The following is a 21,951-nucleotide window of genomic DNA, read 5'->3' as shown; positions in this document are numbered from 1 at the left end:
CTTAGAGATTCCCAATAATGGCTGCAGTCATCTCTGCAGTAGAAGCCTGACCACCTAGATCCCGTGTCAAGATTCCTTGATTCAAGGTTTGATTGACAGCTTCTTCGATCATTTCTGCACCTGCTGTTTCTCCAAAACTGTCTCGGAGCATCATGGCAACAGAGAGGATCATGGAAATCGGATTGGCAATGCCTTGACCTGCAATATCTGGTGCTGAACCATGAATCGGTTCGTACATACTTGGTCCTTGGTCAGAATGACTGGCAGATGGCATCACGCCTAGTGTTCCAGGAAGGACACTCGATTCGTCAGATAAGATATCTCCAAATAGATTCTCTGTCACTACGACATCAAAGCGGGCTGGATTGGTAATCATGATCATGGCCGCACTATCGACAAGCTGGTGCTCCAAGGTCACATCTGGAAATTCTTTAGCAACTTCTTCTGCCACTTGGCGCCACAATTTAGACGTTGCCAGAACATTTTGCTTATCGATACTGGTCACTTTCTTACCACGTCCTTGCGCGATCTTGAAGGCTTGGCGCATAATCCGACGGATTTCTTCTGCACTGTAATCATTGATATCGCGCGCTATATCTTCTTTCAAGATATGCTCTCCAAAGTAAATCCCACCTGTCAATTCACGTACGACCACGAAGTCGACACCCTCGATACGCTCTGGTTTCAAAGGAGACAAGTGTTTCAAGGCGTCAAAAATCCGTACAGGACGAATATTGGCAAAGAGATTTAATTCCTTGCGAATAGCGAGCAGGCCTTGTTCTGGACGAACAGGAGCATTGTCATACTCAGGACTCCCGATGGCTGCGAGAAGAATAGCATCCGCTCCTTTAGCTGCTTTTAGAGTATCTTGGGGAAGTGGGTGGCCAGCGGCATCAATTCCAGCACCCCCAAAAGGTTTGTCTTCTAGACTATAATCAAAGCCGATTTTGGGAGCGACGGCTGCAAGGACCTCTAGTCCAGCTGCCATGATCTCAGGGCCAATCCCATCTCCTGCAAGTGTTACAATTTTCTTTGTCATATTCAGTTCCTCTTAGGCTTGTGGAAGATCACGGTAGGAGACAGCTCGTCCCATCTCACCCGCATTCTCTTTTTGAACCAGCGTGTTAGCATTGATATAAGCGATGGCAGAGGCTTTCAATACGTCAAAGTCCAAACCAGAGGCATTGAAAATCGTATCGGTATCAACATTTTCCACGGATACCAAGACACGGGCTTGGGCATCGATCCCATCAGTCACTGCATCGATATTGTATGAGGTCAAGCGAACCGTTTGGTTGAAGAATTTATCAATCGCATTAAAGATCGCTTCAACCGACCCTTGACCATTGGCAAGGAACTCAAGCACTTCCCCTTCTTCATTGCTGAGGCTAACCGCCGCTGTAATCGTTTCATCTGCATTGGTGGTTAAGCGGAGATCGTTAAATTGGAATCCTTCTGGATTTTCCACTGCTGTACCGGCAACAAGGGCGCGGATATCGGCATCTGTGATCTCGTGTTTCTTGTCTGCCAGAGATTTGAACTTAGCAAACAATGGCTTGATGTCTTCCTCTGTAAATTCCAGTCCCAACTCATGCAGTTTTTCGACAAAGGCATGTCGACCAGACAATTTTCCAAGAGGGAGACTATTGCTCTTAACACCCACCAACTCAGGCGTAATGATTTCGTAGGTAAGAGGATTTTTAAGAACTCCGTCTTGGTGGATCCCAGACTCGTGTGAGAAGGCATTGCCACCAACAACCGCCTTGTTTTTAGGAATTGGAATACCAGAGTAACGAGAAACCAACTCAGAAGTGTTGATGGTTTCATTAAGGACAATCGGACTTTCAACTTGGTAATAATCTTCACGGATATTGAGAGCAACCGCTACCTCTTCAAGCGCCGCATTGCCGGCCCGTTCACCGATTCCATTAATGGTTCCTTCGACACGACGGGCACCATTTTTAACAGCAGCGAGACTATTGGCCACTGCCATTCCTAGGTCATCATGGCAATGAGGGGAATAGATAATCTCGCGATCTGTCTTGACATGGTCAATCAAGTATTTGAAAATGGCACCGTACTCCGCTGGTGTCGTGAAACCGACTGTATCAGGAATGTTGATGTAGCTAGCACCAGCATCAACTGCAGTCTGTACGACTTGCAAGAGGAAATCCAATTCTGTCCGAGTTGCATCTTCGGGAGAGAATTCAACAATTTCAAATTTTGAGCGAGCGTAAGAAACGTGTTCTTTGATCGTTTCAAGGATTTCTTCCTTTGTCTTGTTGAGTTTAAACTCCCGGTGAATGGGACTGGTTGCGATAAAGACGTGAATTTGTGGATACTTAGCATCCTTCAAGGCTTCATAACAAGCATCAATATCTGATTTGACAGAACGAGCTAGGCCAGTTACGGCTGTCTTGGTCAAGACCTTTGCAATTTCCTGTACAGCTGTGAAGGAATCCGGACTAGCCGCTGGAAAACCTGCTTCAATAGCAGAAATACCCCATTTTTCCAATTGTTTGGCAATAGCAATCTTTTCTTTGATAGAGAAATTAACTCCCGGAGTCTGTTCACCATCCCGAAGGCTGGTATCTAAAAATTCAACTTTACGCATAGGGTCTCCTCATTTCTATGTAGTGGATATAAAGAAAAACATCTCACTCGGTTAACCAAGCGAGATGTTTTTGCCCGCTTGGTAAGCCAAACAGGACTAATGCTTCTGCACTAGCCCTTATACCTCAACAACAAAGCAAATTGAATAAACTTAGCTGTTTTCATGTTTGACTTTCTCCTTTGTTCAATGTCTTGTTTAGTATTTTAGCATAGGGAAAAAGCAATGTCAAGAATTTTCTGTAATATTCTGAATTTTTTGAATAGAAACAAAATAAAGCGTTCAGTTCTAGTTAGATTGAAGATAAAGTCATCTTAGAAACTTTCCTTAGGTGAAGACGGACGTCAGCGAACTTCAAAGAAGTTCCATGACTTAGTTTTGGACCTAAGGTTCCAAAACTCCCGAGTGCTAGAAACAAAAGTGTTTCTAGCACTTTTCTCACGGCGGAAAGTTTCAATATTTATTGAATAAGCCTAATAGTAAGTATCGTTTTTATTTTCAGCATCATTCTAGTTGTTTTATGTAAAATACAATTTTCCATCAATCTGAATAGACCCTGTTACTCTACTTCTTCTGATACAAATCAAAAACGATCTTGTCATTATAGAGGTCAATGGTATTGGCCTTGACATAGATTCCAAAGTCATTGTCGATTTCTGGTAATACAATGGTGATGGTAGACTGCTTGGGTGAGATCTGAACAAATTTTGGGATATTTTTATTTTTACTCAAGAGCTGCAAGACCATCCTTTGTGGAATTTGAAAGGTTCCAACTGAAAAATCCTTCACCGTCAAGAGGATGTTCCCATTTTCCAATTTGGATGGTTGGAAGTAAATATATAAGGGATACTCCTTTCCTAAGAGACTCAACTGCCCTTCTAATAGGATTTGCTGATTGTCCGCATAGACCTTGTAGTCGGACAGCTTATATTTTTTCAGTAGCGATTTGATAGTATCATTGAGTTGATCCCGAGTCGTTGTCATGGTTCCAACTTTGACATCTTTGGTGCCAACTGCTTGATGAAGCTGACTAACATCTTCTCTTGGCGTCGCTAAGCGTCCTTGCACGACTATAGCAAAGGCTAAGAGAAGGCTCACCAATCCTAAAAACAACCATTTCCAAATATTAATTTTTTGAAGGAAGGGGACCTTCTCGTTGATGGGATTATTTTTGACTCCAAGTTTTCTTCGTGGCATTGATTTTCTCCAATATTGCTTGTTTCATCTTTTCATAGCCCGTATTGTTAGGGTGAAAGCTATCCTCTTCATACAGGGCATCATTGATAACGGTAGTCTTCCCGTCACTGACTTCTGATACGCCCATTTTGCCATCAATTCCTTTATAAAGCAGATCATTGATCGGGACGAAATAGACCAGATCAAATTGCGCGATGGTTTCTTCCGTCCTCTCATTCCAACGATCGACAGCCGTCTGGATATTAGTTAATTCAGGAAAATTCAGGTAAAGAGGATTGTAGATCCCCACTACATAAATGGGAAGATGGGGATTGTCCTTTCTGGCCTTTGTAATAATTTCTTTGAGGTTCGCTGTATAATTCTTGAGCGGCTTTTGGATATCCGATAGGGAAAAGTCACTCAGATGATCGACAACGACTTTGCGCAGGTCATTTCCCCCAACCGTTAAGGTCATGACACGCGCCTTTTTGAGATCCTTCTGAAGATCTGTTTGCTTCTTGAGTCGATCTAAGATCTGAGCACTTGTATTCCCAGCTACTCCATAGTTGACAGGCTGGTACTGACCGTCATTTTCATTGGATAGGCTTTGGGCAAGAATGGGCACGAAGCCCCCTTGCTTGGTGCTATCCCCTACTCCTTCAGTCAGTGAATCCCCTAGAGCTACATAAGTATAGGTGATTTCTTTCGCAGCCGTTTTGGGCTTGGTCATACGAGGGGATGCAGTTGGTAGCAGAGCACGAAATAGAAAGACAAAGACAAGAAGGCTGGTTAAAAAGAAAACCAAGCCTTGCATCATTTTTTTAAGATTCATATGAATACGATCGCTTATCCTTGAAAAATCACTTGTCCATCACAGATTGTATAAGCAACTTTCCCTTTTAATGTTTCACCCACAAATGGTGAATTGCCAGCTTTTGAAGCGAAATGATCCGATACCAGACGATCTGCTTCTGGATCAAAGATGGTTAAATCAGCCGGTCCATCCACTGCGATATAGCCAGCATCAAAATCATAGAGACGTGCTGGATTATAGGACATCTTTTCAAGCAATTGCATCAGGCTTAAATGGCCAGCATGCACCAAGTAGGTCAAACCAAGAGAGAGCGAAGTTTCAAGCCCAGTCATGCCAGATGGTGCTTTGGTAATATCAGGAACATTCTTCTCATTTGCATGGTGAGGCGCGTGGTCAGTCGCAATCACAGAGATGACGCCTGACTTCAAGCCTTCAATCACTGCTAGACGGTCAGATTCCAAGCGAAGAGGTGGATTCATCTTAGCATTGCTTCCCTTAGTCAAGAGCAGACTTTCTGTTTTCGAAAAGTGTTGAGGTGCCACTTCTGCCGTCACATGAGCACCTAATCCTTGGGCAAATTCCACCACCTTGACACTTTCTTCCTTGGAAAGGTGTTGGATATGGAGGTGAGCACCTGTCGCATGGGCAATCATGGCATCACGCGCAGCCATTGAATATTCAGCTACACCCGTCGCCCCACAGACATGGAAGTGTTCCTTGGCAATGTTTTCATTCAAACCAAGAATGCCATTCAACTCAGGGTCTTCTTCATGCAGACTAATAAAGGTTCCTAGACGCTTAGCTTCTTCCAAAGCTTGGCGGACAACCTTAGTGCTTTGAAGGGGAATCCCATCATCTGAAAATCCTACTGCACCAGCCTTAAGCAGGCCTTCAAAATCTGTCAGGTGTTGACCGTCAAAGTTCTTAGTCACCGTCGCAACCGTATGAATGTGAAGATTTTCCTTGGCTGCAGAAGCTAAGACTTCCTCTAAGGTCGCAATATCTGAAATGGTCGGATTGGTATTGGCCATCATGACCACTCGAGTAAAACCACCAGCAGCTGCGGCTAAGGCACCCGTATGGATGTCTTCTTTATGAGTTTGACCGGGTTCGCGGAAATGCACGTGAACATCGATCAAACCAGGTGCCACAACCAGACCAGTAGCATCAAGGACTTCTTGTCCATCCGTTGGGAGGTTCTCAGCGATCTCTACAATTTTCTTTCCTTCAATGCGAAGATCACAGACTTGATCCAAGCCAGTCTTGGGATCCATTACGCGACCATTTTTAATGACAACCATTGCATTCTCCTTTATTCATAAAAATCAACATGCGACTCTAACAAGCGGTCGCCGTCATAGCGAAACATTGCTGAAAAGAAGGGTTTATCCTCCAAGAGCCACTCGACAAAGGTGTGGTCCCCTTCCCAGGTTGGTTTTGAGAGGACTTGATCATAAGGCACCCACTCCAAGGTCCCTTCGTTACACTCGATTAGTTCTCCTTCAAAATCTGTTACCTTGAAGACATAGGTGTACCAGTCCAAATCTGGAGTAAACTCCGGAAAGGTAATGATCCCTTTCAAGACTGGCTTGGCTCTAAGGCCCGTCTCCTCAAAAATCTCACGCGCCGCACACTCCTGTGGGGTTTCCCCGCGTTCTAATTTCCCACCAACTCCGATCCATTTGCCTTCATGGACATCATTGGGCTTTTTATTGCGATGCAGCATGAGAAATTCTTTCCCATTGTCAATGTAACAAATCGTTGCTAATTGTGGCATTTTTTCTCCTATCTTAACCAATCAATCGGCTCACGTCCCGCCTCTTTCAAAAATTGATTGGTTTTTGAAAAGGGTTGGGAACCAAAGAATCCTCGGTAGGCCGATAAGGGACTTGGGTGAGCTGATTCAAGGACCAAATGTCGATCGTTGGTAATCAGCGGCTTTTTCTTACGGGCATAAGATCCCCAGAGGATAAAGACAACTGGCTCCTCCAAATCATTGACCACCTTGATCACAGCATCTGTGAAAGGCTCCCAAATTTGACCAGCATGACCATTTGCCTGACCAGCAGGCACTGTCAAACAGGCATTGAGCAAGAGCACTCCTTGCTCCGCCCAAGAGGTCAGATCATGGGAACGCTTCTCTCCGATATCTGAGCGCAATTCTTTGAGAATATTTTGCAAAGACGGCGGCGCTGGTACATGATCCGGAACAGAAAAACTTAAGCCCTGCGCTTGATCCGGTCCATGGTAGGGATCTTGGCCTAAAATCAAAACCTTGACCTGATCCATCTCTGTCGTCTGCAAGGCCTTAAAGACCTTGTCACGCGGTGGATAAACCACTCCTTTGCTGTAGACTTCATTCATAAAGTCATTGATCTGGTGAAAATACCCTTCTGGAAGATGGGATTTGATGGCTTCATGCCAGGGTGAATGCTGCATGGAAACTCTCCGCTATCCAATAAATTCTTACCTTCCATTATACCACATTTGGCGCAGATCCACTGGATAAAAAAGAGGCTGGGACAAAAGTCCTAGCCTCTTTTTCTGTCTGTCAAACAAGCCAGAGCTTTTAGGTATTTTCTTTCTTGGTAAATCCTGCTAGACCGATCGAAGCGACTAGTAAAATTTGCGGTAAGAATTGGATGAGGTAGCGGGTTTTCCCACCTTCAAAGATGGTTAAGAAGAGCAAACCACCAAAGACCGCTAAGGAAAGGAAGTTAAATTCATCTGTATCTCGACGTTTGAGATAAGCTCCAACCAAACCAGCCGATAGGATGATCCAGATCACCTGCTTCACAAATTCATAATACTTGTACTGCGGGCGATCAATGCTAAGGAAATAGGTCCGCACCCATTTTGCCAGACCATTGTTTTTAGTCAGTGGCGCATAGAGAGGATTAATATAAGGTGTCTTCTCATACTCTAAATCTCGGTAAAGCCAACCTAGGGTCCCTTCTGCGACCGTCAAAGATTGCTTGTAGTAGATATGCCCGATCAAACCGAACGGTCCGTACTCCTTAAGACGGCGCTTGATTTCTTTGATCACATTTTCTTTTTTAAAGAGGCCATTGTTGTAATCCGAGCGCTTATCCTCATCAATATAGGCTAGCAAGCCTTCTTTCATATCTTCTTGGTTGTGCCCCATATCTGTCAAGCCCAGATTGATAAACAAGAGCGGTCCTTTAGCCAACCCTTCTTGTTTCAAGATCGGCACAACTGTTTGATGATTGACCGCCGTATTCAATCCTGCAAAGACAAATCCCGTCATAATCACGGTCACCGTAGCAATCTTGCCAAAGGCCTTCCAATTTCCTCTGAAGAAGAGTACAGCCCAAAAGGCAATCATGACAATAATAGTCGTTGGACGGATCAACATGGATAGGCCAGATAAGATGCCCAAGCCAACTATCTTCTTCCAAGAGATGCTTGCTTGGTCTTCCTTCAAGAGATCCAAGGCCCACCATAACTGAAGAGCGATCAAAGGAAGCGGCGGAATGTCCGTGTACATGGAATAGAAATACGGCGAGTAACAGATCAAGCTCACATAGAAGAGATAGACCAGATCAGCCGTTTTTTGATTGAAATGCTTCTGGGACAGCTTGTACAAGAGGACTGCACCCAGATTGACATAGAGGATATTGAGAGCCTGCATGACCCACAGACCGCTAGAGCCAAATAAGACATAGAAAAACTTCTCGTAAAGAAAGAGCGGAATGTTATTGGGATTGCGACTGAGGTAGTTGGTGATAGAGGATTGCTTAAGAAGATCAAAAGCCCCTTTGAAAACAACCGCAGCATCCCGACGGATAAAGAGCTCCGCACAGACCATGACAATCACCTGAAAGACAAGGGCTCCAAACAAGAAGCCTTTTTTATGCCGAGTCAACCAAGCAAAGGCACTCTTTAGCCCATCGCGTTTCAGCCAGGCTAGCAGAAATAGCAATCCAGCACCTAAAATGGCTAGCCATGAAATCTCTCTCAGATAGGTCACACTGATCAAGAACCAGTGGACCATCACTAGCAACATGACAACATGAAGCATCCCAAATAGAATACGTTTACTTTTCGATAACATAGGTCCATTATATCAAAAAAACAGCATTTCTGCTGTTTTGGGGTGGTACGAAATCATTCAGTTCAGGGAAATATCATTGTTATTTTCGATCATCCTTAAAATCAAACTCTATTTCCCGAGGCTCTGTGAATTCAAGGCCCCTATAAAAGAGAACGACCAACAAATATAAAATCAATCCCAAAAACAAGCGCATTTGAACAAAATATGCTAAAAACAGGACTATCATGCTTAAACAAATCAGGGCAAACAATTGACGTTTTCTCATTTTTCGCATTCACCACACCTCGGTTCCATTTGCTGTTTTTTGAAGATACTCTGTAGGCTTTATCTGACCAACTAATGCTAGTTCTGCTCCATTTTTTTCAACAAACCATTTCAACTGCACATATCTGGCAATAGTGACCAACCATAAAGTGATCATAACTGCAAAGAGAAACAAAAGGACATTTATCGCTCCTTCTCTAACATTCAAATCAAGATTTGCTTTCCCAAAGAAAAGATCCATGGGAAGGATCTTTCTATATGTCCTTGCTAATAATAAACCTAATGGAACACCAATCAAAGAAGAAACATTTGCTGGTGCTTTCTTTGAAAAAATTTGATCTTTAAACGAATAACTGGTCTGGTACACTTTTCGGTATCTGTCGAAAGGGATTTTACTATTGCGTTTGATAATAAATTCTTCCCCTTGATCTGTTACCAACAAAAAGTAGCCCCAGAGAGGCCTTTTCCCATTCAAACTGATATTAAAACATGTTCCTTTTGTGAGCATTGAAAATCCTCTCATTCAACCAAATATATATGAATGTGCTTTTTATTTAAGATGGGTCCGAACAATTCAACCTAACAAAGCTAGAATGCATACTAACCCAAGATAAATTCCAACCGTTAGAGTCATTCCGATTTTATAGAAACCGACTAAGCCGGCATACCGTTCGACAAAACCAATCTGTGGGTCGACTGGATTATAAAAGACTGTCATAGGAAACCCAATTGGGAATATCATCCGCAAATCCAGATTTTTACCTGCCCCAAGAACATAGGTTCTATCGAAAACATTGGTTTGTCTTGACTTAGAAGAAGTCTCTCTGAAATAAGCGTAGGTAAAGGTCTTTTGGTATCTTTCACCCTCGACTTGATACTCCACCACAGGCAGAGAAATAAGCAGTTGATTTTTGGAATCAAAAGCAACTACTTCTCCCAGAACTTTTGCGGTTGATTCTGTTTTCACTTTTATTTCACGGCGATACAAGGTGTAAAAGATAAGCAGCATGATCAAGAAAACAAGGGTCAAGATTCCCAAACTAAGCCAGAATGTTGTTACTGTCATTTGTTTTTTACCCTTTCACATAAACTAGTTGAATTCAAACCACTTGAAAAGTCATCTTACTCTCCTCTTTTCAACCAATTCTGTTGCTGTGCTTTTTCTGCAAGATCTTTTGCTTTATTAAGATCCAGTGAATTTGAATCTGATGGGGCATTGGATTCGATTTCTTCTTTCAATTCTTGCAAGGTTTGAACGTCTTTCGGAGTTAAATTAGAGACTGTGCTAGATCTTTTTTCTATTGAATTTTCTGGCACAGACTGGATCTCGCGATAGGTTTTGATCACTTCAGTTCCTGCGTCTGTTGTCGGAAGAGGACGATAGAACATGAAGAAACCAATAATTACAATGATGAAAGATAGAATCGATATCCCATTTCGTTTTTGAATTTCTTCCTGAGGAATTTCTACTCCTTTTGTTGATAAATTCTTCCATTCTGGATGTTCCTTCTCAGCTGCTTTTTTCTCATAAAAGACAGGTGCAATCAATGACTGATTGATGAAGGTGAGAGTTCCAAGACAGGTTATAAAAAAGGGCACTTCACGAGAGTGGCTAAGCAATATCTGAATATAAAATACACTAGCAATTATACCTAGGACGATAATAATTGTAAATCTAATTTTAAATTCCTTCTTCATTTGCAAATAATCTTCTTTTGTCATCTTATTCTCCCTTAAAAATAGTTTTTTCTTCATCCATAAAAACAATTACTACTATCATACCGGATTTTACTTTGAGATTCAAGTTAACCACCAACTAGTGAAAAGAGTATAAAAAAGAAGCGTTAGAAACGCTTCCGTGTTATTATTTATTTTGCCAAGTTTCTTGGTTTTCCTTGAAACGGTGCAACAACTCTAATCCTTCAGAAGTGATGTAACCTTGTTCTTCTGCCAAATGAATCAATTCTGTATAGTTAGACAAGGTTTCAAGTTGAACGCCAGCTTCCTCAAATTTCTTATCAGCTTTCTCCAATTGGTAGGTGAAGATAGCTACGACACCAAGGACATCTGCTCCTTCACGCTTGGCAGCTGCGACAGCATCCAAGACAGATCCACCAGTAGAAATCAAATCTTCCACTACGACCATCTTTTGACCTTGTGGTACACGGCCTTCGATTTGGTTTCCAGCACCGTGGTCTTTTGGTTTGCTACGAATGTAGGCAAATGGCAAATTCATCTTGTCCGCAATAATGGCTCCGTGAGGAATCCCTGCAGTTGCTGTACCTGCAATCACTTCCACTTCAGGGAAAGCTTCCTTGATTTTATCTACAAATCCATTTTCGATCAAGGTACGAGTTTCTGGATAAGCGAGGGTTACACGGTTATCTGTATAAATAGGGGACTTGATCCCAGATGCCCAAGTAAAAGGTTCTTCTGGTTTCAAATAAACCGCTTCAATTTTCAAAAGATGGCTAGCAATATCTTTAGCTAATGACATGACGACTCCTTTTTTACGATTTTAATCATATACGAATTAAATCATTTTTAGATTTAAACAACAACATTAAAGGTTAGTTAACGCGTTAGGGAAGATCCCATCCGACTTCCCGTAGAGCTACTTTAGTAGCGATTAGTCTTCCAACGATTTAGAGGATAAAACGATTATTTTTATCCTCTAAATCTAGTGAATAGTTTAGGGAAGGCCCTATCGGGCTCCGATTATTCCGACGATCACAGAAGAGAAACGATCATTTTCTCTTCTGTAATCTAGTGAATGCGTTAGGGAAGGTCCCATAGGACTTTTTAAATTCCGACACTTAGTTGAAAGAAACGATCATTTTTTTTCAACTAAGTTAGTGAATAGTTTAGGAAAGATCCCATCGGACTTTCCGTAGAACGTCTTGAAGCATAGCTTCTTAGACGTTCTTAACTATTCCACTGTCTCTTAATTTCATGGTAAGCGTCCCATGGGTTTTCTGCTTGGATGATTGGGCGTCCAACGACAATATAGTCAGATCCAATTTTATGAGCTTCTTGTGGGGTCATGACCCGTTTTTGGTCGCCGATTTCAGCTCCAGCAGGACGAATCCCTGGTGTGACACAGACAAAGTCTGATGAAGTGGCATCCTTGATCAAGGCTACTTCATGGGCTGAACAGACAACGCCATCCAAGCCTGCTTCTTGGGCCTTGCGAGCATAATTAACTACAGACTCTTGGACCGTTGTTTGGATGTTTTGGCAATCACGCATGTCTTCTTCACTGGTAGAAGTCAACTGGGTCACGGCTACCAATTTAGCTCCTTCACCAAGAGCTGCCTTGGCTTCGCGCATCATCTCTACACCACCAGCTGCGTGAACTGTCACCATATCTACTCCGAAGGTCCCCAGTACGGACATGGCTGATTTGACTGTATTTGGGATATCATGCAATTTTAAATCAAGGAAAATGCTGTGTCCAAGCCCTTTGAGGTAATGTACAATTTCAGGACCAACTGCATAGAAAAATTCCATTCCGATTTTTACAAATAATTTTTCGTCTTCTGGAAAATGCTCTAAAAAGTTTTTGACATCCTCGAAAGCTGGGAAGTCAAGGGCGATAATAGGACGTTCTTCACGCATGGATTACTCCTTTTTTGATTGATCATTTTGTCTACAAAAAAACCTTGCACGAGGCAAGGTTACACGAAAATTAGGTAGGAACAACTACCATGATTCACCGTCTAGACCTTAGGAGCCTCTCTGGACTGCTTTAAAGGTTTTTATTTATTGTAGTACGATATTTGGGAAAAGTCAAGGATTTACAGTAGATTTTCCCGTACATGTTTTCGGAAGTTCTCAAGGGTGTCAATACCATAGCGATCCATGACCTGTGGCAGATCTTCGATGATGGTTGGACAAGCATAAGGATCGGTGAAATTAGCGGTTCCAACTCCAATCGCAGAGGCTCCTGCAATCATCATTTCAATGGCTGCTTCTGCTGAATCCACACCTCCCATTCCGATAATCGGAAGTTTAGTGGATTGGGCAACCTGGCGGATGAGTTTCAAAGCAACTGGGAAAACAGCTGGACCCGACATGCCTCCGGTTCCATTAGCAATGATAGGCTTACCAGTCTTGAGGTCAAAGCGCATCCCAACCAAGGTATTGATCATGGTTAAGCCGGTCGCCCCTGCATCTTCTACTGCTTTTGCGACCTGCGTGATGTCTGCTACACTTGGTGTTAATTTGACATAGACAGGGACGGAGGATGCTTCTACCGCTGCTTTCACAGCCGCATAGGCCAATTCAGGAACTTGCCCGATTAAAAGACCGTTGTTCCCATGGTCTACGTTTGGACAAGAGATATTGAGCTCAATTGCTTTGACATTTGGCGCTTTCGAGATCTTGCCTGATACCGTTGCATACTCTTCATTGGAGAAGCCAGCTACATTGGCAATAATCGGTAGATCTGGATAATGTTGAGCCAACCAAGGGAGTTTCTCTGCTAGGACCACGTCTACGCCTGGATTTTGGAGACCAATAGCATTGAGCATGCCGGCAGGCGTCTCAGCAACTCGTGGAGTCGGATTTCCGAAGCGAGCCTCAGCAGTTGTCGCCTTGATCATGATGGATCCAAGCAGGTCTAAGTCATAGTATTTGGCATATTCTTGACCAAAGCCAAAACAGCCAGATGCCGGAATAATCGGGTTTTTCAAGTCTAAACCAGGTAAGGATACGGCTAGTCGATTTGCTGTCATAAGGTCCTCCTACATCACAATCGTACCGGTTTCAAAGACCGGTCCGTCTTCACACACGCGCTTATTAGCTGCCTGACTTTCATTTTCCAGATGCACTACACAGGCATAGCAAGCACCCATCCCACAAGCCATACGCGATTCCATAGAAATATAGGCGCGAGGATGGTCATGGAATTTGGTATTGACATATTTGAGCATGCCAGGTGCTCCACAAGAATAGATAGCGTCAAACTCCTGGTCCATCGAATCAACAATTGTTGAGACATAGCCCTTAGTGCCATAAGTCCCATCGTCTGTCGTTACAGTGACATGAGCAACCTGAGAAAGCTCTTCTTCCAAAATGACGGCTTCTTTGGTCGCAAAGCCGACAACCACTTCAACTTCTACCCCTTGCTCATGGAGTTGTTTGGCCACTTGGACCAAAGGAGGAACACCGATACCGCCACCGATGATCAAGGCTTTCTGACCTTGGCCGAGATTGGTAAGATCAAAGCCATTTCCCTGTGGCCCCATGACGCTGAGTTTGCTACCGATTGGCAATTGGGAAAAGATTGCTGTCCCCCCACCTTCGATGCGGTAGATCAAGCGACACGTCTGTGTCTCAGGATCAATCTCAGAAATTGAAATCGGACGGCGAAGGAGCTTGGCCCCATCAGGGACGCGGATATGAAGGAATTGACCTGGCAGCATCTGCGCCACCATTTCCCCCTTCAAGATCATAGAATAGATGCGGGGAGCGATTTCTTCTTGAGCGACGAGCTCCATCTCCTCCATCATGATTTTGCCAAAGCGTTTTTTACAACTGTCACTGACCATTGGTTTCCTCTTCTTTCTTTCAGCAAAAAAGACCTCGCAAAAGCAAGGTCCCACAAACGATCAGCTAGACTCCGTCCGCTGATCTTTATTCCGTCTTTCCTTGCAGGCCTCTCTGGACCTCTTAAAGGTTAAATTTGTCTCATTATATCGCGCTCCTTCTCGCTTGTCAAGTAAAATCAGTAACTTAGGAAACTTTACGGGGATCAAAATCTTCTGGGATCGGTTTGATGTATTGCATGGCAATTCGATTTTCAGGCTTACGATCAACTAGATAAAGAACCAGTAAAAAGAGCCATTCCAAGGGTTTCATCAGGTAATAGATCAGGTCCATAGCCCATTTCTTCTTGATATGTTTGGCAAAGGGATAGCCATAGCGGTCATAATTGCGACGCAAGAAGTGATGGAATCGTGGCGTCTTTTCTTCTAGCACCTGCTCAAAGGCATTGGCAATACAGAGCTGGCGATTCACCACAACAGGATGACCGTGCCGGACTCCCATCCGTTGGGGTTTGACAACTTTTTCATGCCCACCAGCCGCAACCGTACAGAGATAGTGCTCATCAATGATGAGATTCTGAGGAGGGATCTTTTGTGAGAAGGCCCAGTCAGCTGTATTGGTCCAGGCCTTGATCATGGAATCAGGCTGCTGCCCAAAGAGCATGAGTACTAGGACAACAAGAGCAAGGGTTGGAAGGGCGACAAGGACCGCTAGCCAAGGCCAGTTACGCGACTGGTTTAAGAGCCGATGGAGCCATTGAAGTAGACGATTCTCATAGCTTATCTCTGTTCGATCTTGCTGCCACTCCTTGATACGAACCCACAAGAGATGGAAGGAATAGATCAATAAGAAAAAGGTGTGAAAACTTGCTACCTGCAGTTGATTATCAAAAACTAAGAGAAGAACCACTCCTCCTAGAATGCCACTGATGCAGAAGATATTTGCTAACGGCGATAGTGAATTCGCATCCCGGTAGGAATAGATAATCAAGGCTAGTAAAGTAAGAGCTGCCAGTGTGAAGAAGGTCGGATAGGCTCTAGACCAGATCAAGGCATGTTTCTGAGAATTGATCAAGGGCTCATTCCATTCGTAAAAGGTCATATCCTTGACAATGAAAATAAAAATCGCTTCTAGAAAGCAGCCAAAGAGTCCAAACCAAAGAACAATGGTAGGCTGTTGTTTTTTCTTTTTTATAGGCTTAGGACTCGGTGATTCAATTGTGAATGCGTCATCTTCTCTTGCCTCTTCTCCTTCCTTTGGCCCTCTCTCTTCAAACAGATCTGGATCTTTGAGAGCTTCTTCCTCTGCTTCTTTGTACTGGAGGCTAGACCACCGACCGATCCCATAAATGATAACAAAAATATTGGGGACAAAGAGGGCTATGGTTAGACCGTAGGGTAAGATCTCCATCGTGAAGGCAATGATCTCCCAAACACTAAATTGGACGAATGGATCCTTTATTGCATAGATCGACTCACTAACAACAAAATAGATGTAAAAGGCTAATAGAATCAGTGCATTGGTCACAAAATTGATCTGCAACAGACCAGCTGTGAAATGGGTTTCCAATTCCTTATCCTTTTTCTTATACCAGGAAACGAGTTTTTTCATAAGATCTCCTCAATCAATTTTTTACCATTCTATCAATCAGATCTTACCTTCAGCAAGGCAAAACTGTATTTTTCCATCAAAATCAGTCCCCAGATGTAGATTTTGTTTCCAATCTTCTATTTTTTAACTATTTGATCTAGCCTAATTTCTATTACCTACCTCAGCCTGCGTTATTCTCTGATACAGTCCTTGAAAGACCACATTTTACGGGAAAAACGCGCTCTTTTATGTTAAAATAAAAGCATGAGAATACAACAATTACAATACATTATCAAAATCGTCGAAACCGGCTCTATGAATGAGGCCGCAAAACAACTCTTCATCACGCAACCTAGCCTTTCCAATGCCGTTAAGGACTTGGAAAATGAGATGGGAATTGAAATCTTTATCCGGAATCCTAAAGGGATCACTTTGACCCGCGATGGGATGGAGTTCCTCTCTTATGCCCGCCAGGTGGTGGAGCAGATTGACCTCTTGTCCGAGCGCTATAAAAATCCTGTGGGTTCTCGTGAGCTTTTCAGTGTCTCTTCACAGCACTACGCCTTCGTGGTTGAGGCCTTCGTTTCACTATTGAAGAAAAGCGACATGGAAAAATACGAGCTCTTCCTACGGGAGACGCGAACTTGGGAGATCATCGATGACGTCAAGAATTTCCGAAGCGAAGTTGGCGTACTCTTTTTGAATAGCTACAACCGAGATGTCCTCTCTAAGATGCTGGATGATAATCACCTGATTGCCACCCACCTCTTTACAGCGCAACCTCATATCTTTGTCAGCAAGACCAATCCTCTTGCCAAGAAGGAGATCGTCCACTTGTCAGATCTGGAAGATTTCCCATACCTTAGCTATGACCAAGGAACCCACAACTCCTTCTACTTCTCAGAAGAGATTCTCTCTCAAGAGCATCATAAGAAATCCATCGTTGTCAGTGACCGGGCGACCCTCTTTAATCTCTTGATTGGTCTGGATGGCTACACCATTGCGACCGGGATCCTCAACAGCAATCTCAACGGAAATAACATCGTCTCCATTCCCCTTGATATCGAAGACACAATCGAGTTGGTCTACATCAAACATGAAAAAACAGCTCTCTCAAAAATGGGAGAAAAATTCATCGAGTACTTGCTTGAGGAAGTGAAGTTTGATAAATAAAAAATATCTGAGTGTCTCATGTTCACTCAGATATTTTTTATTGTCTTAATTGTGAAAATACTTGGCCAATTTTCCCTTCAATAACCAGGTCTGCTTGTTTGTCTTGAGGGATATTGGTTTTATTGATGACAACCAGCTTCTTCCCTTGAAAATACTGGATCAAGCTAGCCGCTGGGTAGACCACAAGGGAAGTTCCACCGATAATCAGGAGATCAGCCTCTTGGATTGCTTGGGCTGCTTGGCTAAAGACGTCCATATCGAGAGGTTCCTCGTAGAGGGTCACATCAGGTTTGACCACCTTGCCGCAGTCCAGACAGTGTGGAACCGGGCCTTCTAAAGCTAGAAAGGCCTCCAAATCATAAAATCGCTGGCAACCCGTACAGTAATTGCGATCGGCGCTGCCATGGAGCTTCAAAACTTTTTTAGAACCAGCCATTTCATGGAGACTATCAATATTTTGTGTCACAACTGCCTGGAGCTTACCTGTATCTTCAAGCCGAGCCAAATACTGATGGGCAGCATTGGGCTTGGCATCTGGGTAGAGCAAGTACTTCTTGTAAAAGTCGAAAAAGTCCTCTGGATAGCGCGCAAACATGGTATGGGAGACCAATTGCTCAGCTGTCAAATGCCGCCCCACCTGAACACTATAGACACCGTCTGAGCTTCGAAAATCTGGAATATTTGACTCTGTAGAAACTCCTGCCCCTCCGAAAAACACGATCCGTTGACTCTGATCAATCATCTCCTGTAGTTGAGCAATCTTATCCATCTACTTCTCCTTTAGTAGCTTTTCCATGACAGCATTGGCCTGATCAAAATAAAAGTTAGCTTGATCATAATGGATGCCTGTGTAGCTTGCAAGGTCAATCAAATTCTTCATAAAATCCTGAGAAGAGAAACCCGTCGTCCGATGGAGCTCTTCTTCATCAAAGGGCTTGATCAAGTGGGCCAAGGGGTTGCGAACTGATTTTTCTAACTCCCGCAATTGTTGGGCCGCAACTTTGACGCTATCTGGCAAGTCCAACTGCGCAATCAACTCCGTCAAACTGGACGAATTGACCACACTTTCGCTGTGGAATTGCTGCAGGATAGGGTTGTCAGACGCATGCAGGCTCTCAAACTTCCAACGGTCATAACTCGATTCTTTGGAGTTATGAATATAGTTGGTAATATCAGGAATTTTCAACTGAATCAATCGCATAAAGATCCGATAGATGGCTGGGCTAACGGCACGAACAAAGTCAATAATCTGCTCATTTCGCAACTTCGCCTCTAAGTCATAAAGGTAGTTGGCCAACTGCTCGTCTTCTGGATCTTCATGCCAAAAAAGCTGAAAACCAGTCGCTTCTAGCAACTCAGTTCTCAACTTTTGATTCATGACGGGTTGGATATTAAGCTCTCGACGCTCCGCCATTAACTGCAGTAAGCTCACCAACAAATCCGGTACTTCTTCCTGCTGCTTGATAGATCGCAGAGCCCGGCTGTAGTGATAATTTTGGAGATCGTAGAGCCATTCATCATGAAGGAATTTTGCCATTAGTCTGCAATCAAGGTCTCAAGACCAACTTTCATCATGTCTGTGAAAGTAGTTTGACGTTCTTCAGCAGTTGTATCCTCATCTGGATTAACCAAACTGTCTGAAATCGTCATGATAGCAAGCGCATCAACATGGTGTTGAGCAGCAAGATAGTAAAGGGCTGCCGCTTCCATTTCTACAGCTTTCACACCCCATTTACCAAGCTCGATATTCTTTTCACCATAGTTTGAATAGAAGACATCTGATGATAAGACATTGCCGACGTGAGTCGCCATGCCAAGGTCTTTGGCAATGTGGTAAGCTTTGTCTAAAAGATCAAAGCTAGCGATTTGTGGGAAATCGTATTGAGGCCAGTCGTTGCGGATGATGTTTGAGTTGGTTGCGGCAGCTTGTGCCAAGACCAATTCACGAACATGCACATCCTCATTCAAAGAACCAGCCGTTCCCACACGGATCAATTTTTTCACACCGTAGTCGACAATCAGCTCACGCGCATAGATGGAGATGGATGGCATTCCCATTCCAGTACCCATGACAGATACACGGTGACCTTTATAAGTACCCGTGTAACCAAACATGTTACGGACTTCGTTGAAGCAAACAGCGTCTTCAAGGAAATTCTCAGCAATAAATTTCGCACGAAGAGGATCCCCAGGAAGAAGAATTTTATCAGCAATTTCACCCTGCTTAGCAGCAATATGGATAGACATAGTTTATGATACAAAGAGCGACCAGAAAGCGACTGAAAATTAGGAATCTGACGAGAAATCCTGATTTCTCAGTCAGATTATCTATTTTCCGAGCTTTCCGCTCGTGTTCAAATCAGAACACATGCTCTACCTTTCTTTTTTATTTTTTAGAATAGGCGTTAAAGAGGCAAAGTAAAAATAGGAAACTGACGACGCATCGCAGATGCTAGACAGTTTATCTTTTTTACACAGTTCTCCGCCCGTATTCAGTTCAGCGAATACGGTAAACCCATCCTTTCTTTTTTTATTGAGTAATTAGGAGAGCGACCAGAAAGCGACTGAAAATTAGGAATCTGACGAGAAATCCTGATTTCTCAGTCAGATTATCTATTTTCCGAGCTTTCCGCTCGTGTTCAAATTAGAACACATGCTCTACCTTTCTTTTATATTTATTTTGTTAATGAGTCCAAAAACGTAAAGAGTTTGGCATTCATTTCTCGATAATCGTAAGCACGAATGGCTTCAGGTTTTTGAACAAAGGTCAATTTTTGACTTTGTTTTTCTATAACATCTTCCCCGTCTGCAGCAATCAAGAGATTGACTGCTTCTGGATCAAATTCCAAGTGAGCTTGGAAGGCATAATGTTTCGGACTAAAGCGGATAATCTGACGTGGACACCCTTGACTGGTCGCAAGAACAACAGCATCTTTTGTCAATCCTGGCATATCGCCATGCCAGTGGCCAGTTTCAAGAGTTTCTCCAAACTCACCGACATGTGGATCTGTAAGTCCTTCAGGCGTCAAGGTCACAGGATAAACCCCAATCTCACGTTCTGGACTGTGTTCATACTCCGCTCCATAAGCAACAGACAGGAGCTGGGCACCCAGACAGACTCCAACAATATAACGATCTGCCTTCATGGCCTTTTGAATCAGTTCGATCTCTGCCTGAGGATCGTAGTATGGAAAAGCTTCCCGATCTTCATCTGGCGATTGAGGACCTCCCATCACAATTAAGAAGTCAATCTCATCCACTGTCTCTGGTAAAGCTTCATTCTCATAGACTTTGGTCGTGGTCACTTGATGACCACGCTCCTGCGCCCATTTTAGATAAGCGCCCGGTACTTCAAAGGTTTCATGCAGTACAAAATGTACCTTCATTATTTCTTCTCCCATCTTTTTCGAATCACGTAAGACAAACCAGCCGCAAGTACAAGCGGGATTGTCAAACTCAAAGGTTGGCCTGTAAATCCAAGACTTAGGGCAATAGCTGTTAAAGGAGCTTCTAGGGTCGTTCCTAAAAAGACGGTCGCTCCAAGTAACATCCCTAGAGCAGGATCCAGATGAATCCCAAGGGCTGTCAAAAGCAAGGTCACTAAATAGCCAGATCCAATCCCAAGGGCAAATGATGGTGTCAAGGTTCCCCCATAGGCACCATTGCGCAAGAGGAGATAAACCAGAAGCCCCTTCACTGCAAGAGTCAGTGGAAGATAAGGAATCGACTGGCTAGATAAGAGGGCTTGCGCTAGTACCTGGCCATTTCCCATAAAGATAGGGAAAAAGGCTACTAGGCTCCCCAAGACTAGAAAGGCTAGAGGAAGAGCCAAAAGAATCGTCCCGTCCTTCCGCCGTTTGTGACTAGCCCGCTTGGCGAGGAAAGCAAAGACCAGAGCCAAGGGAGTGACTAAGAAAGCAATCACAATAGCCTGTAAGAAACTGCTAGCCGACCATGAAACTGCGGACAGGTGATAAATGGCCTCCTGACCAACGATGGACTGAGCGACCCAGGTGGCCAGATAAGTGCTGGTCAAAACCAGTAGAAAGTTCTGCCAACTGTAGGCGAGTCCTAAGGTCTCAAAGACAAATAAGCTACTGGCAAAGGGGACCTGATAGACCGCAGCCAAACCAGCTCCAGCCCCACAGGCGATCAAGACTTTTCGCTCTTTGAGAGCTAGTGAGAATCCCTTCGCCAAGCGACCAGCTAGAAGAGCCCCGATCTCACGTGGGGCTCCTTCTTTTCCGACCGATGCACCTGCTCCGACAATTGCCACCTGCATCCCTGCATGAAGGAGGTGGGCTAAGGGCGCTGGTTCCCTGTCTCCAGGTAAGTCCATTTGCTGGCGAATAGACAGGATCTGATAACGCCTTTGCAGGAGATACCAGAAGCCAGCTGCCAAGCACCCAGTCACACACAAGACCAGAAATCTACGGAGACCTCCAGCTTCTTGGAATTGATGGAGTAAATCGGAACTAGCTTGGCCAAAGGCCAGTCCCTGCACTACTTCTAGTAGATAATGACAGGCAATTCCGACCAGACCTGTTCCTATTCCCAAGGATAAAGTAGCTAGAAGTAACCTCAGTCCGTAGGGCAGACTTTGGAGTCGTACTTTCATTGGATTAGAGTTCAGCAAGAATCGCTTTCAGCAATCCTTTGAAGTCGCCTTTGACGCGCTCTGTCACTTCTACCACTTCT

General features: G+C 43.8%; 22 protein-coding genes and 1 pseudogene. 1 reads left to right on the top strand and 22 read right to left on the bottom strand.

Going from position 1 to position 21,951, the window contains the following annotated elements:
* Position 1: 1 nt before the first annotated feature.
* The 16 genes from leuB to HMPREF2685_RS05630 form a co-directional block, all read right to left on the bottom strand.
* Entirely contained in the window at positions 2–1,039 is a 1,038-nt protein-coding gene (gene leuB / locus HMPREF2685_RS05710; protein ID WP_021153116.1) for a 3-isopropylmalate dehydrogenase, read from the bottom strand.
* A 12-nt stretch (positions 1,040–1,051) separates the two neighbouring features.
* Positions 1,052–2,614, bottom strand: a complete 1,563-nt coding sequence (locus tag HMPREF2685_RS05705; RefSeq protein ID WP_070465833.1) for a 2-isopropylmalate synthase — start codon at positions 2,612–2,614, stop codon at positions 1,052–1,054.
* 561 nt (positions 2,615–3,175) lie between these two features.
* Positions 3,176–3,808 carry a YpmS family protein gene (locus tag HMPREF2685_RS05700; protein WP_024055930.1) on the bottom strand — a complete coding sequence of 211 codons (633 nt, stop codon included), beginning with the start codon at positions 3,806–3,808 and terminating at the stop codon, positions 3,176–3,178.
* Positions 3,777–4,619 carry an SGNH/GDSL hydrolase family protein gene (locus tag HMPREF2685_RS05695; protein WP_049486214.1) on the bottom strand — a complete coding sequence of 281 codons (843 nt, stop codon included), beginning with the start codon at positions 4,617–4,619 and terminating at the stop codon, positions 3,777–3,779. Before HMPREF2685_RS05695 ends, HMPREF2685_RS05700 begins: the two co-directional genes overlap by 32 nt.
* A 14-nt stretch (positions 4,620–4,633) precedes the next feature.
* The gene (locus HMPREF2685_RS05690; protein WP_049483126.1) at positions 4,634–5,902 is read right to left on the bottom strand and encodes a dihydroorotase; all 1,269 of its coding nucleotides are present in this window, start codon (positions 5,900–5,902) and stop codon (positions 4,634–4,636) included.
* 11 nt (positions 5,903–5,913) lie between these two features.
* Positions 5,914–6,378 carry an NUDIX hydrolase gene (locus HMPREF2685_RS05685; RefSeq protein ID WP_003003493.1) on the bottom strand — a complete coding sequence of 155 codons (465 nt, stop codon included), beginning with the start codon at positions 6,376–6,378 and terminating at the stop codon, positions 5,914–5,916.
* 8 nt (positions 6,379–6,386) lie between these two features.
* On the bottom strand, positions 6,387–7,040 hold the full coding sequence (locus tag HMPREF2685_RS05680; protein ID WP_049483129.1) for a uracil-DNA glycosylase: 654 nt from the start codon (positions 7,038–7,040) through the stop codon (positions 6,387–6,389).
* A 130-nt stretch (positions 7,041–7,170) separates the two neighbouring features.
* Complete coding sequence (locus HMPREF2685_RS05675; RefSeq protein ID WP_070465830.1) at positions 7,171–8,676, bottom strand: glycosyltransferase family 39 protein; 1,506 nt, start codon at positions 8,674–8,676, stop codon at positions 7,171–7,173.
* A gap of 274 nt (positions 8,677–8,950) precedes the next feature.
* On the bottom strand, positions 8,951–9,463 hold the full coding sequence (locus tag HMPREF2685_RS05665) for a hypothetical protein (RefSeq protein ID WP_049522565.1): 513 nt from the start codon (positions 9,461–9,463) through the stop codon (positions 8,951–8,953).
* 51 nt (positions 9,464–9,514) lie between these two features.
* Positions 9,515–10,006: a DUF3592 domain-containing protein gene (locus tag HMPREF2685_RS05660; RefSeq protein WP_031575802.1), complete on the bottom strand. Its 492-nt coding sequence runs from the start codon at positions 10,004–10,006 to the stop codon at positions 9,515–9,517.
* A 56-nt stretch (positions 10,007–10,062) separates the two neighbouring features.
* Positions 10,063–10,662 carry a hypothetical protein gene (locus HMPREF2685_RS05655; protein WP_049483137.1) on the bottom strand — a complete coding sequence of 200 codons (600 nt, stop codon included), beginning with the start codon at positions 10,660–10,662 and terminating at the stop codon, positions 10,063–10,065.
* Between the two features lie 142 nt (positions 10,663–10,804).
* Entirely contained in the window at positions 10,805–11,437 is a 633-nt protein-coding gene (pyrE, locus tag HMPREF2685_RS05650; RefSeq protein WP_024055762.1) for an orotate phosphoribosyltransferase, read from the bottom strand.
* A 428-nt stretch (positions 11,438–11,865) separates the two neighbouring features.
* On the bottom strand, positions 11,866–12,558 hold the full coding sequence (pyrF, locus tag HMPREF2685_RS05645) for an orotidine-5'-phosphate decarboxylase (protein WP_013903499.1): 693 nt from the start codon (positions 12,556–12,558) through the stop codon (positions 11,866–11,868).
* Positions 12,559–12,737: 179 nt separating this feature from the next.
* Entirely contained in the window at positions 12,738–13,676 is a 939-nt protein-coding gene (locus HMPREF2685_RS05640; protein ID WP_049483142.1) for a dihydroorotate dehydrogenase, read from the bottom strand.
* A gap of 9 nt (positions 13,677–13,685) precedes the next feature.
* Complete coding sequence (locus HMPREF2685_RS05635; RefSeq protein WP_049483144.1) at positions 13,686–14,492, bottom strand: dihydroorotate dehydrogenase electron transfer subunit; 807 nt, start codon at positions 14,490–14,492, stop codon at positions 13,686–13,688.
* Positions 14,493–14,676: 184 nt separating this feature from the next.
* Positions 14,677–16,101, bottom strand: a complete 1,425-nt coding sequence (locus HMPREF2685_RS05630) for a DUF6688 domain-containing protein (protein WP_070465827.1) — start codon at positions 16,099–16,101, stop codon at positions 14,677–14,679.
* A gap of 243 nt (positions 16,102–16,344) precedes the next feature.
* Between HMPREF2685_RS05630 and HMPREF2685_RS05625 the strand changes: the two genes are divergently transcribed.
* A complete protein-coding gene (locus HMPREF2685_RS05625) occupies positions 16,345–17,253 on the top strand; it encodes a LysR family transcriptional regulator (RefSeq protein ID WP_049474876.1) in 909 nt (302 codons plus the stop codon).
* Between the two features lie 37 nt (positions 17,254–17,290).
* On the opposite strand, the gene HMPREF2685_RS05620 is transcribed toward HMPREF2685_RS05625, so the two are convergent.
* The 6 genes and pseudogenes from HMPREF2685_RS05620 to HMPREF2685_RS10970 form a co-directional block, all read right to left on the bottom strand.
* The gene (locus HMPREF2685_RS05620) at positions 17,291–18,022 is read right to left on the bottom strand and encodes an NAD-dependent protein deacylase (RefSeq protein WP_070465824.1); all 732 of its coding nucleotides are present in this window, start codon (positions 18,020–18,022) and stop codon (positions 17,291–17,293) included.
* Positions 18,023–18,790, bottom strand: coding sequence for a hypothetical protein (locus HMPREF2685_RS05615; protein ID WP_053091124.1), 768 nt, complete (start codon positions 18,788–18,790; stop codon positions 18,023–18,025).
* Positions 18,790–19,500, bottom strand: a complete 711-nt coding sequence (gene deoD / locus HMPREF2685_RS05610) for a purine-nucleoside phosphorylase (protein ID WP_049474996.1) — start codon at positions 19,498–19,500, stop codon at positions 18,790–18,792. Before deoD ends, HMPREF2685_RS05615 begins: the two co-directional genes overlap by 1 nt.
* Positions 19,501–19,928: 428 nt before the next feature.
* Positions 19,929–20,639, bottom strand: coding sequence for a type 1 glutamine amidotransferase (locus tag HMPREF2685_RS05605; RefSeq protein ID WP_186821440.1), 711 nt, complete (start codon positions 20,637–20,639; stop codon positions 19,929–19,931).
* The gene (locus HMPREF2685_RS05600) at positions 20,639–21,871 is read right to left on the bottom strand and encodes a chloride channel protein (RefSeq protein WP_186821439.1); all 1,233 of its coding nucleotides are present in this window, start codon (positions 21,869–21,871) and stop codon (positions 20,639–20,641) included. Before HMPREF2685_RS05600 ends, HMPREF2685_RS05605 begins: the two co-directional genes overlap by 1 nt.
* Positions 21,872–21,875: 4 nt before the next feature.
* Positions 21,876–21,951: pseudogene (locus HMPREF2685_RS10970) on the bottom strand (purine-nucleoside phosphorylase); the annotation flags it as partial.

Source organism: Streptococcus sp. HMSC074F05 (genome assembly GCF_001808725.1).
In the GTDB taxonomy this organism is placed as follows: domain Bacteria; phylum Bacillota; class Bacilli; order Lactobacillales; family Streptococcaceae; genus Streptococcus; species Streptococcus parasanguinis_I.
Note: the sequence above shows the minus strand (reverse complement) of the source record. Positions and strands in the feature narration are given on the sequence as shown.